Genomic DNA, 14,683 nt, shown 5'->3' on the forward strand with positions numbered 1-14,683 from the left:
TTCGACGGCAGCGCCTTGCCCATCACCCCGGCGAACCAGCGATTGACCGCGATCGCCTGTTCCAGGTCGATCCCCGTCGGTACCCCCGACCTCTCCAGCAGGTAGACCAGATCCTCGGTCGCGACATTGCCCGTGGCCCCCGGCGCGAATGGGCAGCCGCCCAGCCCCCCGAGCGAGCTGTCCAGCACATCGGCGCCCGCTTCCCATGCCGCCCAGGCATTGGCGACGCCGGTCGCGCGGGTGTCGTGGAAATGCGCACGCAGCCGAATCGTCTCGGGCAGCAATTCGCGCAGCCGGCCGATCAGGTCGCGCACCTGGCCGGGCACGGCGACGCCGATCGTGTCGGCGACCGCGATCTCGACCGGATCGGCCTCCGCCAGCCTTTCGGCGATTTCGAGCACATGATCGGGCGACACCCTTTTCTCGAACGGGCAGCCGAACGCCACCGCGATCGTCACTTGCGGCACCAGCCCTTCCCGCCTGGCCAGCGCGAGCATGGCGAGATTCTCCGCCACCGACTCCGCCGAACTCTGCCCCTGATTGGCTTTCCCGAACGCGTCGCTGGCGACGGTCACGCAGCCCGCCTCGTCGACGCCGCGCTTGTTGCCTTCGCGCGACTGCGCGGCGCGCTCGACGCCCTTTCGGTTGAGGCACAGCCCGATATAGCGAATATCCTCGCGATCGGGCAGCGCGGCGATCACCTCGGGCGTGTCGGCCATCTGCGGAACCCGCTTCGGATTGACGAAGCTGCCGACCTCGAAACGGCGCGCGCCGGCGTCGATCATCCGGGTGATCAGCGCGACCTTGTCGGCGGTCGACACCAATAGGCTTTCATTCTGCAGCCCGTCGCGCGCGCTGACCTCGACAATCTCCACCCTGCGATCGGTCACGCGTGCTGCTCCTCGGCGACGAAGCCCTTCCACGTCGCCATATAGTCGATGAAATCGCGACCCAGACCTTCGCGCGCAAGATGCGCGCGGCTGACCGGCAAGGCTGCACTGGCGAAGCGCATATCGTGTTCCGCCAGGCGCGGGAAATCATGATGCAGGATGGCGCCGCGACCGATCAGGACGAAATCGGCACCGCGATCGAGGCATTCGCGCGCATTGCCCGCGTCGGTCAGCTTGCCCGCGACGCCCAGCCGCGTGCCGTGACGCTCCAGATCGGTGAACCAGTCCATCAGCGCACGGCCCTGCCACGCCGGATCCTCGGGCAGCTTGAAGGTATCCCAGCATGAGATGTCAACATAATCGACCTGCCCTTCGGCCATCAGCCGCCCAGCCAGCGCGCGGGCCTCGCCCAGGTCGACGCCGTAGCGCTCGGGTGAGAGCCGGACGCCGATCTGGAAGTCGGGCTGCGTGCGGGCGCGCAGGCCGGATACGACATCGAGCAACATGCGTGCCCGATTGTCCGCGCTACCGCCATAGCGATCCGTCCGCTGATTACGCTTCACGTCGAGGAACTGGCACAGCAGATAGCCGTGCGCGCCATGCACCTCGACGCCGTCGAAACCGGCCCGCTCCGCGCGCAACCCGGCAGTGATGAAATCCTCGATCGCCTGCTCGACCTCGCCAGTCGAAAGCCCGCGCACGCCGCGTTCGGGATCGTCGGCGACGCCGACCGGCGCACCTTCGATCAGGTCGCGCGGGGCGCGCATGCCCGAATGCTGGAGCTGGACCGACGAGACTGCGCCGCGCGCGCGCAACGCCTCGGCCAGCCGCGCCAGCCCGGGCAGATGCGCATCGTCATGGATGCCCAGTTGCCGCGGAAAACCCTTGCCGAGTGCATGCACGCTCGCGGCGCAGGTCATCACCAGGCCGAAGCCGCCATCGGCGCGCTTCACCAGCCAGCCGAATTCGTCGTCGGACAAGGTGCCGTCGTCATGGCTCTGCAGATTGGTGAGCGGCGCCAGCATCATCCGGTTGCGCATGGCGGGGCCGCGACGAAAGCGCAGCGGATCGTTCAACATCGAAGCCGCCACCGTCAGTTGAGCCAGGTCGCGGGTGGTGTGCTCGTCATTGCGCGATGGCCGACGACGTCGAGTGCGAAACCCTGCAGCGCGACCAAAGTCCGCGGCGAATTGGTGAGGAGAATCATGTCGTGCACGCCCAGTTCGGAAAGTATCTGTGCCCCTGCACCATAATCGCGCAGCACGTCGAGATCGCTCACCGCCGGGCTCTCGTCCGATTTGCGCCGGACGAAACGCGTCAGCATGTTGGGCATCTGCTGCGTGATCATCACGATCACCCCGGCGCCTTCGCGGCCGATCTCGGCCATGGCGCTTTGCAGCAGCCCGTGGCGCTCGCCTTCGACACCGAGCATGTCGGTGAACACGTCGACGACGTGCATGCGCACGAGCGTGGGCCGGTCGGGCTGGATCCGGCCCTTGACCAGCGCCAGCATCTCGCTGTCGATCGCCTTGTTGCGGAAGGTGACGGCCGTCCAGTCGCCACCGAAGATGCTGGTGAACGGCGCTTCGCCGACGCGTTCCAGATTATGGTCGCTGCGCAGCCGATAGGCGATCAGGTCCCGGATCGTCCCGATCTTGAGCCCGTGACGCGCGGCGAAGCCGGACAGGTCGCTCATCCGCGCCATCGTGCCGTCGTCGTTCATGATCTCGCAGATCACGCCCGAGGGATTGAGCCCGGCCATGCGCGAGATGTCGACAGCCGCCTCGGTATGGCCGGCGCGGACGAGCACGCCGCCGTCGCGCGCAGTCAGCGGGAAGATATGGCCGGGCGTAACGATCGCATCGGGCCCTTGCGCAGAATCGATCGCGGCCGAAATGGTGCGCGCACGATCCGCCGCCGAGATGCCCGTGGTCACGCCTTCGCGCGCCTCGATCGAGACGGTGAAGGCGGTTTCGTGCGCCGACCGGTTGTTCCGGCTCATCGGCCCGAGGCCAAGCGCATCGATCCTTGCCCTGGTCATCGCCAGGCAGATCAGTCCGCGCCCTTCGCGCGCCATGAAGTTGATCGCCTGCGGCGTCGCCATCTGCGCCGGGATAACCAGATCGCCCTCATTCTCGCGATCCTCGTCATCGACCAGGATGAACATCCGCCCGTTCCTCGCTTCCTCGATGATCTCCTCGGTGGTGGCGAGACCCTGGCCGGTCATCAGGCCACACCTTCCCGTGCAGGCAGGCGATTGGCCGGCTGCGGCCCGGCGGCCTGCGCCGCGTCGCGCCCCGCGCGGCGGCCGGAAAAGACGCCGTCGGCGATCGAGAGGCCACTGATATAGCCGTTGGAGTGGAGCCCGACCGCGGCCATGCCGGCGGCGTAAAGACCGGGGATCGCGGTGCCGTCCGCGCGCACCACGCCGCCGCTGTCCTCATCGACCTCCAGTCCGCCCAGCGTCATGAACTTGGTCATGGCGTGCCGATTGCTCATCGCCATGTTGACGGCATAGAATGGCCCCTTGCCCAGCGGCTTGCGCAGAACCTCCGTCTTGCCGACCCTGTCCGGCACGCCCGCCGCAAGATCGCGATCATGGCCTTCGATCGTCGCGCGCAGCCGGGCCGGATCGATACGGGTCTTCCGGGCAAGCGCACCGATGGTGCCACCGCGCCGCGTTCCGCCGATCGCATAGTTGATCAGCATCGGCACGCCGAAATATTTGAAGCGCTGCCAGCCGCATGTCAGCGATTCCCAGATCGATTTCCGGAACGAAGCCGCGTTGACCAGCAACCATGCATCGCCGTCCGGCTGACGGGCGATCTCGCCACCGATCAGGCTGACATAGGCGTCCTCGGCGACGAAGCGATCACCCAGGGCATTGACCATGACGCCGTCGAGCAGGGCCTCGGGTGGGGCGATGTTGCGCGCGATGTAGAGCGAATCCATCCGCCCGATCGCACCGCCGACCGACATGCCCATCTCGATGCCGGATCCGTCATTGCCCATGGTCGAAAGCCGATGGGTCACATCATAATGGCGTGCAAACCCCGGATCATGCCGGTCGACCAAATTGCGGCCATAAGCGAAGCCCCCGGTGCTCAGCACCACGCCGCCGCGCGCGCGGATCAGCGTCGTGCGGCCGTAGCGCGCCTCCAGATCGCGCATGGCTTGCAGCGCACGTTCGGTCTTGCCGTGATTGTGCGGCACATAGGGGTTGGCGCTTTCATACAGCGCTTGCTGTTCCGCCTGCTTGTCGGCCTGAAGCACGATCGCCTCGACGCCGACCACCTGGCCGCTCGACAAGCAGACCAGTCGCGTCGCGCGGCTGTGCGTCATCAGCGCGACGCCCTCTCGCTCCAGCGCGCGACGCAGTGCCGCGATATAATGCGCGCCGCCGAAACCGGGACCGACCGCACGATGCCCGCGCGGCGCCGGCGGCGCCTTTTCGGCAAAGGCCGGCGACTTCTCGTTCCCCGAATAATAAAGGAACTTGCCCTCGGGCGGGTAGGTGATCTTGTCGAGATAGGCGTCGGAAGCGTAGCGGACGCCATGGCCGATCAGCCAGTCGACATCGGCGGCACTGCCTTCGCAAAAGCGTCGCAGCGTTTCCGGGCGAACGGCATCGCCCACTTCCATACGCAGATAGGCCAGCATGTTCTCGACCGTGTCGTCAAAGCCCGCTTCGCGCTGGAAGCGCGTCGCGCCGGCATAGATGACACCACCGCTGTATGTCGTCGTTCCGCCGCCACCGAAACGGTCGAGCAGGATAACCTCGGCACCGCTTTCGCGTGCCTGAAGTGCCGCGGAAGCGCCGGCTCCACCGAAGCCGACGACGACGACGTCGGCATGATCGTCCCACTCGACGGCTTCGGCGTCATCGATGATGATCGGCTGCATACCCTCTCCTGATTTTGGAGAAAGCTAAACCATCCAATGTTAGATAACAAGCGATGAAATCAGCGTGGCGCCATTCTGATCGCGCCGTCCAGACGAACGTCCTCGCCGTTGAAATAGCCGGTCTCGATCATTGTCAGTGCGAGCCTGGCATATTCGTGGGGCAGGCCGAGCCGCTTGGGAAAGGGCACCGACGCACCCAGCGCATCGCGCACATGCTGCGGCGCCTGTGCAAGCAGTGGCGTGTCGAAAATGCCCGGCAGGATCGTGTTGACCCGGATGCCGTCGCCCATCAGATCGCGCGCGATCGGCAGGGTCATGCCGACCACACCACCCTTGGATGCAGCATAGGCGGCCTGCCCGACCTGTCCGTCTTCGGCCGCGACCGACGCGGTGTTGACGATCGCGCCGCGTTCGCCGTCCTCGAGCGGATCGAGCGTCAGCATGCCGGCCGCCGATTTGGCGATACAGCGGAAAGTGCCGACCAGATTGATCTGGACGATCCGGTCGAACGCATCGAGCGGGAAATGCTTGATGCTGCCGTCCTCGCGCGAGCGGCTGGCGGTCTTGATCGCATTGCCGGTGCCCGCGCAATTGATCAGGATCCGTTCCTGGCCATGCGCGGCGCGCGCGGCGACGAAGCCGGCATCGACGCTGTCGTCGGAAGTGACGTCGACCGCGCAGAACACGCCGCCGATCTCGGCCGCCACCGCCTCGCCCTTCGCGGCGTTGAGGTCGAAGAGCGCGACCTTCGCCCCCTTCGCCGCCAACGCCCGCGCGGTCGCTTCGCCCAATCCCGAAGCGCCGCCGGTCACGACCGCCGCGCAGCCTGAAATCTCCATGATCCTCTCCCTATCGTCCGGTGAATTGTGGGCGTCTTTTCTCGTTGAAAGCGCTGACGCCCTCGCGAAAATCGGCGCTTTGCGACAGTAGCACCTGATTGCGATCCTCGAGCGCGATCGCCGCCTCGAAGCTGGGCGCGTCGAGATTGACGTTGAGCACGTCCTTGGTGAAGGCAAGCCCGAGCGGCGCCGTGGCGAGCATCGGCTCGACATAGGCTGCCGCAACCGCCTCCAGCGCGTCACGCTCGACGATCTCGGAGACCAGCCCGAGCCGCAACGCACGATCCGCGTCGAGATCACGACCGGTCAGCAGCAGCTCATAGGCCGCGGATGCACCGATCAGGCGCGGCAACAAATAGCTCACCCCGACATCGCAGCCGCCCAGGCCGATCCTGATGAAAGCGGCATTCATCCGCACCTCGGGCGTCGCCAGCCGGATGTCGCTCGCCAGCGCCAGCACGAAACCGCCACCGACCGCAGCGCCGTGGAGCAGCGCCACGATCGGTTGCGGGCATCGCCGCATGGCGAGCATGACGTTGCGCAGCGCGTGCTGGACACGCATCGCGGTGCCGATGCCGTCGTCGAGCACCGACCGGGTCAGGTCACTGGCCAGATCCGCCCCCGCACAGAAGCCGCGTCCGGCGCCGCGCAGCACGACCACGCGGCAAGTGTCGTCGTCGCGCAGCCCTTCGAAATAATCGCCCAGCGCGCGGGTCAGCGTCTCGTCGAGCGCGTTCAATCGTTCGGGCCGATTGAGCGTCACCCAGTCGACCGCGCCACGGCGCTCGATCAGCAGCGGCACTGTCACAGGATCGGCCATCATGCTCTCCCCAGAAACGCGATTGTCGCCCATCGCCTTATCAGTGGCTTTCTTTCCAATCAATGTTAGATAAACTTCGCGAACCGATGAGGAGGAGAGGCAATATGGGCATAGCGGGCAAGACCGTCGTGATCACGGGCGCGAGCAGCGGCATCGGCGAAGCGACGGCATTGCGGCTCGCGGCGAGCGGCGCGGCGGTGGTCCTCGGCGCGCGTCGCGTCGACCGGCTGGACGCGCTGGTCGCCCGGATCGAGGCGGATGGCGGGCGCGTGTCGGCCATGGCGTGCGACGTCACCCGCCGCGCCGATCCGGAGGCGCTGGTCGCACATGCGGTGGAGCGCTTCGGGCGGATCGACGTGCTGGTGAACAATGCCGGCGTCATGCCGATCTCACGCCTCGACCTGCTCGATGTCGACGGCTGGGATCGCACCATCGACACCAATATCAAGGGCGTGCTCTACGCGATCGCGGCCGCATTGCCGCGGATGAAGGCGCAGAAGAGCGGGCATATCATCTCGATCTCGTCGGTCGCGGGCCACCGCATCAACGGTGGTGCTGCGGTCTATGCCGCGACAAAGCATGCCGTGCGCGTGATCGCCGAAAGCCTCCGCCAGGAAGTCACCCGCGACGGCATCCGCAGCACGATCGTTTCGCCCGGCGCAACCGAGACCGAATTGTTCGACACGATCACCGACCCGACGACCCGGGATCGCCTCGTCCCCGCCGCGGCCATGGCATTGCCCGCCGACAGCGTGGCGCGCGCCATCGCCTATGCGATCGACGAACCCGACGATGTCGACATCAACGAGATCCTGATCCGTCCACAAGCGCAGGAAAGCTGATATGGAAGCGGCCGAGTCGGCATGGCCATAAAAACGATCGTCGTACGGATATGAGAGGTGATGAGCATGGGTGGAGCAACGGAGCGGGCGACGGAGATCGCGGCCAGGGTCGAGGCGTTCGTCCGCGAGACGATCGTCCCTTATGAACAGGATCCCCGGCGCGACGCACATGGGCCGACCGATGCCCTGCTCTACGAGATGCGCGACAAGGCGCGGGCCGCAGGCGTGCTGACCCCGCACATCCTGGCGGACGGCAGCCATCTGAGCCAGCGCGAGACCGCGCTGGTGCTGCGCAAATCGGGCCTGTCGCCGCTCGGGCCGCTCGCCTGCAACACGATGGCGCCGGACGAAGGCAATATGTATCTGCTCGGCAAGGTCGGCAGCGCCGGGATCAAGGACCGTTTCCTGACGCCGCTGGTCGAGGGCCGCGCGCGATCGGCCTTCTTCATGACCGAGCCGGCGGCGGAAGGCGGCGCAGGTTCCGATCCTTCGATGATGAAGACGACCTGTCGCCTCGACGGCAATCACTGGGTGATCGACGGTCGCAAGGCGTTCATCACCGGCGCGCAGGGTGCGCAGGTCGGCATCGTCATGGCGAAGGCCGAAGAGGGCGCTTGCATGTTCCTCGTCGACCTGCCCGATCCCGCGATCCGGATCGAGCGCGTGCTCGACACGATCGACAGCTCGATGCCCGGCGGCCATTCGATCGTCGCCATCGACGGCCTGCGCGTGCCCGCCGACCAGATGCTCGGCGAGGCCGGCCAGGGCTTCACCTATGCGCAGATCCGCCTCAGCCCCGCACGACTGTCGCACTGCATGCGCTGGCTGGGCGCCTGCACCCGCGCCAACGAGATCGCGACCGATTATGCCAATCGCCGCCATGCCTTCGGCAAGCCGCTGGTCGATCACGAAGGCGTCGGCTTCATGCTGGCCGAGAATCTGATCGACCTGAAACAGGCCGAACTGATGATCGACTGGTGCGCGGACATACTCGACACCGGATCGCTCGGCACTGCCGAAAGCTCGATGGCGAAAGTCGCGGTGTCGGAGGCGCTGATGCGGATCGCCGATCGCTGCGTGCAGGTGATGGGCGGCACCGGCGTGTCGGGCGACACCATCGTCGAGCAGGTGTTCCGCGAGGTCCGCGCCTTCCGCATCTATGACGGCCCGACCGAAGTCCACAAATGGTCGCTCGCCAAGAAGATCAAGCGTGACTGGAAGGCGGCCCAGTCATGAGCGACGACAAGTCAGGGCGGCTTGCCGGCCGGGTCGCGCTGGTCACCGGCGCATCGTCGGGGCTCGGATCGCGGTTCGCGCATGTGCTGGCGCGTGCCGGCGCCCGCGTCGTGCTCGGCGCACGGCGCGAGGCCCAGCTTGCAGATGTCGTGGCGGCGATTTCCGGCGAAGGCGGCGCGGCCATGGCGGTCGCGATGGACGTGACCGACGAGGCATCGGTCATCGCGGCCTATGACGCGGCCCAGTCGCGCTTCGGCCCGGTCGATACCGTTATCGCCAATGCCGGCATGAACCTCGCCGGCCCCGCGCTCGACATCGATGCCGATGCGATCGATGCCGTCATGGGCGTCAATGTGCGCGGCGTGTTCCTGACCGCGCGCGAAGGCGCGCGGCGCATGATCGCGGCGGGATCGCCCGAAACCGGGCGCGGCCGCATCGTCATCATCTCGTCGATCACCGCAACCGCGATCTCGCCGGGCCTCGGGCTCTACGCCGCGTCCAAGGCGGCATCGCTCCAGCTCGGCCGCACGCTGGCGCGCGACTGGGTGCGCAAGGGCATCAACGTCAATATCCTGTGCCCCGGCTATATCGAGACCGACCTGAATTCGGACTGGTTCCAGACCGATGGCGGCAGGAAGCAGATCGGCAAATGGCCGCGCGCGCGCCTGATGGGCGAGGGCGCGCTGGACGATGCCGTCGCCTATCTGTGTTCGGACGACAGCGCCTATGTGACGGGATCTGTGATGACGATCGACGACGGACAGTCGCTGGCGGGATGAGTGCGGAGGGCAATCCCTACGCCCCACCCGTCATGCCAGCCTACGCCGGCATGACGGTGTGGGTTTAACTCAAACCCCAAGCGCCCCGAACGTGCCCGCCTCTTCGGCGGCCAGCGCGAAGCGGGGGAGCAGGCGTTTCAGCGTCTCGATCGGCACGATCGTCTCGCGCGCGACGGACCAGATGAAAAGCCCGTACGCCAGATAGCGGCGGTAGAGCGTATCCGCCGCGTCCGGCGCAATCTCGGGCCCGCCCGATGCCGCGAGACCGTCGATATAGCGCGCCAGCAGTCCGGCCAGATGCGCGCGCCTGTCCGCCGGATCGAGCGAACCGACGATGTAGTAGATCGCGTCCATCGCCCATGATCCGCGTTGCAGCGTCTGCCAGTCATACCAGCCCGGCCGGCCATCGCCGCGCATATAGATATTGCCGAGATGCATGTCGCCATGGAGCAGGAAGCCGTCCCCGCCCTGGTCGGACGCCATCAGCGCCCGGAGTGCTGCCAGGACGCGTGCGGGATCGCGCATCACGGAAGGGACGACCTCACCCCGCGCCCCGTCCAGATGCGCCGAAAGCAACGCGATCGGATCCTTCTTGATCAGGCGGGGTACGACCTCCGCCGTGCGCGGCACCCAGTCGAACCGGCCCGGATCCCCCGCCAGCATCCGATGGGACAGCGCGTGCAGCCGGGCGAGTTGGTCGAGGAACGCCCCGACCTCCGCCACGCCTTGCGTGTCCCCCAGCCGGTAGAGCGTCGCGCCGGCAGACAGCAGATCCTCCAGCACCACGACGCCCTGACGGCTGGGCTCGTCGACCGATGCATGGACGCACAAAGGCATGCCGACATCGAGCCGCGGCGCGACGTCGCGATAGAAGCGCGCCTCGCGATAATAGGCGCCGCCTTCGAGCAAATGGCGCGTGTCGGGCGCGAACCCGCCTTTGACGAACAGATGTGTCGGCAGATCGGCAACATCTGGCCCGTCATAATCGACCGCGATCCGCGCACGTGCAGCGACCGCATTGACGATCGAGACCGTCGCGACATTGGTCACCCGCGTGCCGGGATGATTTTCCGATATCGCGGCGGACAGCCAGGCCGGCGAGATCGCCTGCTCGATCGTCGAAGGGATCGGCGCGGTCATGGCTGGCGCGGCGTCCTTTCGACAGGACTCATATATTCGCCGACGAACGCCCCGTCCGCGCCGCGCCAGATCGTCTGCTGAAAGCGCGCGAAGAGATTGGGGTTGAAATTGACGAACATCAGATTGGTGCAGATGCCGTCGAGCGTCAGCGTCCGTCCCACCTTGTCCACCGCCTCCAGCACGACCGCCGCCGGCTCGCCCGCAGGCGTATGTGCGGTCACGCTTAACCTGGCACGCTCCATGTCGGCCATTTCGCCGTCGCGCATCAGATAGCCGGTCGACGGCCGCCATTCATCGATCGGCCCGCCATTGCTGCGCGAGCGATTGACGACGAAATGGCCATCGGCGGTGGACATGCCGTAGCAGTGGAACAGCGATCCGCGCGCCGTACCGTCGGGACGCGGAGACCAGCTGCGGTCGCGCATGCCGACCGTGTCGATCGCGATCGCCTCGCCATCGAGCATGATCGTGCCGGTGACGGCGCAGGCCTGTTCGAAATGGCCCGTCGGCGTCGCGAGCGGCATCGACATGTCGATGCCCAGCATCTCGCCGCCGCTCTTGATCCATGGCCGGTCGAGCGCGATCCAGTCGAGGTCGAGTCGCAGCCGCCCGGGATCGTCGAACGCGACGCGGTAATGGCGCAAGGGGGTGATCGTGCGATAGTGCAGCCCCTCGAACCGCAGATCGGTCAGCCGGCCGCCGGGCATCGGCAGGTTCCAGCGGAAATGCCAGTAGCGGCAGTCCCACGGCGTCTCGCCGCTGCTGTCCCAGACGAAGATCGCGAGCGATGCGACCGACAGATTGGGCCGGAACAGCGGATAGACGGTGAGCGACAATCCCCGTTCGGCGACATCCAGCGAATACCAGGCGGTCTCGGTCCACCAGGGATCGTCGCCGCTGGCATGGAATTCGTCGTCCGCGGGAACCAGGCTCGTTCTTGCCGTCATCTCACCGCCTTGGTCGCAAGCCCGATCCGTTTCAGGAGCCGAAGCGCCAGGTGAACTGCGCCAGCACCTGCCGGCCGCGCGACACCGTCGAAGCGATATCGCCCAGCACGCCGGGTCCGGGACGGCCGGTATTGGTGCCGGTCAGCGAGACGTTGATCGCGCGACCAAGGATATATTGATTGGACAGGTTCTTGCCGACCAGCGCGAGTTCCCATCGCTTGTCGGGATCGCTGACGCGCACGCTGAGGTCATAGGTGGTATAGCTGCGCTGGAGAGATCCGGGGCTCTGCTCGAGCGACGCCCAGAATTTGCTCGAATGGAAGATGTCGCCGGAGATGCCGAGCAGCACGGGGCCGATGTCGCGCTCATAGGTGGCGCCGACCGATCCGCTGATCTTGGGCGCGTAGGACAGGGGCGCCCCGGTCAGGTCCTGGCTCGCGAAGGCACCGTTGGGCGCCTGGTCGAGATTGCAGCCCAGCTCGACGGTCTGCCCCGAATAGCAACCGGCGCGGAATTCGTCGAACTTGGTGTCGTTATAGCCGCCGGTCAGGCGGAGCGTGAGGCCGGGTGCGCCGCGCGGACGCCAGCTCGTGTCGATCTCGATGCCCTGGATCGTCGCGGAGGCGGCATTGGTGATGCGGATGCCAAGCGTCGACGGATCGAAGGCGCTATACTGGAGATCGCTGTATTTATATCGATAGCCGGTCAGGCTGATCCGCCCGCGGCCGCCGTCGAAGCGGCCGCGCGCGCCGATCTCGAAGCCTTCGGCCTGTTCGGGTGCGTAGGAGAAGCTTTGTGTCGGCGCTGCGCGCAGGCGCGTGCCGGTGCCGAGGCCGGCATCGAAGCCGCCTGCCTTGAACGCCTGGCGATAGGATCCGTAGAGCAGCAGATTATCGCTCGGTTCGTAGGACAGGGTGATCTCCGGCGACAGATCGGAGAAGGAGATCCTGTCCTGGGTCAGGTTGAGCAGCTGGACACGCTGGACGAAGACGTCCGCGGTCTTCTTGTCGCGGCTGTAGCGAGCGCCAGCCGACAATTCGAGCTGCGGCAGGATCTTGTAACCGACCTGCGCGAAGATCGACCAATTGTCGGAGCGCTGGACGAACTCCTCCGGCCCGACGAAGCTGGTCGAGAACACCGCGCCGGTCAGCGCGGACTTGCGCGAATGTTCGAAAAAGCCGCCGGCCAGGAAGTTAAGCGGCCCGTCGAAATCGGAGGCCAGCCGCAGCTCCTGCGTGAACTGCTTGATGGCGGTCGTGTTGACCGAGAATACCAGGGCCGCGATCGGCGCCATCGTGTACTGGCTGTTCTGCGGCTCATCGACATCGTAATAGCCGGTGACCGAGGTGAGCTTCAGCGCATCGCTGAGATCATAGTTCATCTCGAGCGATCCGAGCCATTGGGTGTTCCGGCGGAACCCGTCGGGATCGGTGCCGATCAGCGGATCCTTGCTGAACAGCGACGACGGGATGTTGCCGCCGACCACGGTGCCGTCGGCCTTGCAATTGTCGATCGCGATCGCCGCGGGCGAGGCGACGCCGGGCAGAACCTGTGCGCTGCCCATCGGACAAAAGACGCGCTGCTGCAGGAAGCCGTTGCCGTAATCATTCTCGCTGTGAAGATAGGTCAACTTGGCGCGCGCGTTGAACGAGCCATTGTCGTATTTCAGCGTGCCGCGCACGAAGACCTGCTTGGAATGCGGCGCGCGTCCGCTGTCCGTGGCGATCGCGGTGCCGAACGGCGTGGTCGCGTCGACCGACGCGATGCGCAGCCAACCGTCCATCGCCGAATAGGCGACGGCCAGACGACCACCGAGATTCTCGCCGAGCGGGCCGGACACCATGCCCTCCACGCTGCGCTCATTGGCGTTGAACTCGTAGCCGGCGCGGAAGCGCGCTTCGAACCGGTCGCCGGGATCGGCGGTGCGGAACGAGACCACGCCGCCCGGGCTGTTCTTGCCGAAGAACAGCGCTTGCGGACCGCGCAGCACCTCGACCTGCTGTACGTCGAGCTCGGTCGCGCGCAGGATCAGGCCGGAGCTGATCTGGACGCCGTCGAGGTTGATCGCAACGGCCTGATCGATCAGCGGATGTGCAGCGGTCGAGCCGACACCGCGCAGATAGATGATCCCGCCGGCGCCGCCCGATGCTTCGGACACCGTCAGGCCGGGCGTGAAGCTGGCAAGGTCGGACACCGAGTCGACCGCGTGATCCTGGAGGAAATTGCCGTCGAACGCGGTGATCGCGACGGGCACGTTCTGGATCGACTCCTCGCGCCGGCGCGCGGTGACGATGATATCGTCGTCCGTGACCCCGGTTTCGGCCGCCTGCGGCGAAGGCTGGGCGACACTGTCCTGCGCCTGCGCCTGACCGGTCAGGGCGAGCAGAGCGACGCCCGCCAGCAGCAGCGCGCCGGTCAGGCGCCGCGCGAGCGCATCATGGGATCCGACTCCGGTGTTGAGCATCGAATTAATCCTCCCCTCCTGGCGGGCCGTGCCCGCACGATCATGGTCTGCTGGAACGATTTGCCTATCGATGTGTGATCGACGATTCGGACCTGCATATGGCTCCATTATTGGAGTTATATTCTTGGGCATCGCCATTCAGCATTATCTGTTCGATCATTCATCTAACAGTGCTTGATAAATGTGTCAATGCGACGGGGCCGCCAGGACGTCATCCCCAAAGCCGAGCAGCCGGTGCGTGGCATCAGCATCGAGCGGCTGGGAATTATGCTCGTGGACGATGAACCATTCGCCATCGACGCGGCGCCAGACATTGGTTTGCCGCATCGCAATGTCCGCGACATGGCCGCCCTTCAGCACGGTCCGCACGCGCACGATCGACCAGGAACAGGCGAGATCGCCCGACACCATGATCTCGGGCGCCCCTGAATCGACGTCGAGCGCCCCATCGGTCGCATCGACGAATGCCTCGGTGATCCGTTTCACCGAGTCCCAGCCATGATAGAAAAAGGGCGGACACAGATCATAGACGCAGACCGCGTCGCTCTTGAGGAACAGGTCGTAGCTGCCCTGCGGATCGCGCGCGGCATAGGCAGCACGCTTGCGCCGGATCCGGCCGCGGATCTTCTCCACGTCATCGCATCGATCGGACATGGGCCCCTCCTGCAATTGCGGAACATCGCCGCGCACTCCCATGTCGGGATTTACAAATCAGTGTATGATGAAATATCTATCATCGTCAACGGTTCACCGGATAAACACGAAGAATGAGTCATGGACTCTCAATTATATCATTGAAATATAATAGTTTATATCAGAACGA

The 14,683-nt window shown here is 65.8% G+C and carries 13 protein-coding genes; 3 read left to right on the forward strand and 10 right to left on the reverse strand.

What is annotated here, in order from left to right; genetic code table 11:
* The 6 genes from AC3WN8_RS15265 to AC3WN8_RS15290 all read right to left on the reverse strand — a co-directional run.
* Positions 1-890: hydroxymethylglutaryl-CoA lyase (locus AC3WN8_RS15265; RefSeq protein WP_492670305.1), on the reverse strand; the 890-nt coding region annotated here is incomplete at its 3' end.
* A complete protein-coding gene (locus tag AC3WN8_RS15270; RefSeq protein ID WP_492670306.1) occupies positions 887-1,969 on the reverse strand; it encodes an NADH:flavin oxidoreductase in 1,083 nt (360 codons plus the stop codon). The genes AC3WN8_RS15265 and AC3WN8_RS15270, both read right to left, overlap by 4 nt.
* A gap of 14 nt (positions 1,970-1,983) precedes the next feature.
* Positions 1,984-3,117, reverse strand: a complete 1,134-nt coding sequence (gene ribB, locus AC3WN8_RS15275; protein ID WP_492670307.1) for a 3,4-dihydroxy-2-butanone-4-phosphate synthase — start codon at positions 3,115-3,117, stop codon at positions 1,984-1,986.
* The gene (locus AC3WN8_RS15280; protein WP_492670308.1) at positions 3,117-4,793 is read right to left on the reverse strand and encodes an FAD-binding protein; all 1,677 of its coding nucleotides are present in this window, start codon (positions 4,791-4,793) and stop codon (positions 3,117-3,119) included. Before AC3WN8_RS15280 ends, ribB begins: the two co-directional genes overlap by 1 nt.
* Before the next feature lie 59 nt (positions 4,794-4,852).
* Positions 4,853-5,632, reverse strand: a complete 780-nt coding sequence (locus tag AC3WN8_RS15285; RefSeq protein WP_492670309.1) for an SDR family NAD(P)-dependent oxidoreductase — start codon at positions 5,630-5,632, stop codon at positions 4,853-4,855.
* A gap of 10 nt (positions 5,633-5,642) precedes the next feature.
* Complete coding sequence (locus AC3WN8_RS15290; RefSeq protein ID WP_492670310.1) at positions 5,643-6,452, reverse strand: enoyl-CoA hydratase/isomerase family protein; 810 nt, start codon at positions 6,450-6,452, stop codon at positions 5,643-5,645.
* A gap of 104 nt (positions 6,453-6,556) precedes the next feature.
* Here AC3WN8_RS15290 and AC3WN8_RS15295 point away from each other — a divergent pair, with 104 nt between their 5' ends.
* The 3 genes from AC3WN8_RS15295 to AC3WN8_RS15305 all read left to right on the forward strand — a co-directional run bounded on the left by AC3WN8_RS15295 (position 6,557) and on the right by AC3WN8_RS15305 (position 9,309).
* Positions 6,557-7,294: an SDR family oxidoreductase gene (locus AC3WN8_RS15295; protein WP_492670311.1), complete on the forward strand. Its 738-nt coding sequence runs from the start codon at positions 6,557-6,559 to the stop codon at positions 7,292-7,294.
* Between the two features lie 66 nt (positions 7,295-7,360).
* A complete protein-coding gene (locus AC3WN8_RS15300; RefSeq protein ID WP_492670312.1) occupies positions 7,361-8,530 on the forward strand; it encodes an acyl-CoA dehydrogenase family protein in 1,170 nt (389 codons plus the stop codon).
* Positions 8,527-9,309 carry an SDR family NAD(P)-dependent oxidoreductase gene (locus AC3WN8_RS15305; protein ID WP_492670313.1) on the forward strand — a complete coding sequence of 261 codons (783 nt, stop codon included), beginning with the start codon at positions 8,527-8,529 and terminating at the stop codon, positions 9,307-9,309. Before AC3WN8_RS15300 ends, AC3WN8_RS15305 begins: the two co-directional genes overlap by 4 nt.
* Positions 9,310-9,378: 69 nt before the next feature.
* Here AC3WN8_RS15305 and AC3WN8_RS15310 read toward each other — a convergent pair whose 3' ends face one another.
* The 4 genes from AC3WN8_RS15310 to AC3WN8_RS15325 form a co-directional block, all read right to left on the reverse strand.
* Positions 9,379-10,449, reverse strand: a complete 1,071-nt coding sequence (locus tag AC3WN8_RS15310) for a phosphotransferase (protein WP_492670314.1) — start codon at positions 10,447-10,449, stop codon at positions 9,379-9,381.
* Complete coding sequence (locus tag AC3WN8_RS15315) at positions 10,446-11,396, reverse strand: DUF7064 domain-containing protein (RefSeq protein WP_492670315.1); 951 nt, start codon at positions 11,394-11,396, stop codon at positions 10,446-10,448. Before AC3WN8_RS15315 ends, AC3WN8_RS15310 begins: the two co-directional genes overlap by 4 nt.
* A 31-nt stretch (positions 11,397-11,427) precedes the next feature.
* On the reverse strand, positions 11,428-13,860 hold the full coding sequence (locus tag AC3WN8_RS15320; protein ID WP_492670316.1) for a TonB-dependent receptor: 2,433 nt from the start codon (positions 13,858-13,860) through the stop codon (positions 11,428-11,430).
* Positions 13,861-14,046: 186 nt separating this feature from the next.
* Entirely contained in the window at positions 14,047-14,514 is a 468-nt protein-coding gene (locus tag AC3WN8_RS15325; RefSeq protein ID WP_492670317.1) for a YybH family protein, read from the reverse strand.
* Positions 14,515-14,683 lie beyond the last annotated feature (169 nt).

It is taken from the genome of Sphingobium sp. FW305-3-2-15-F-TSA7, assembly GCF_058787155.1.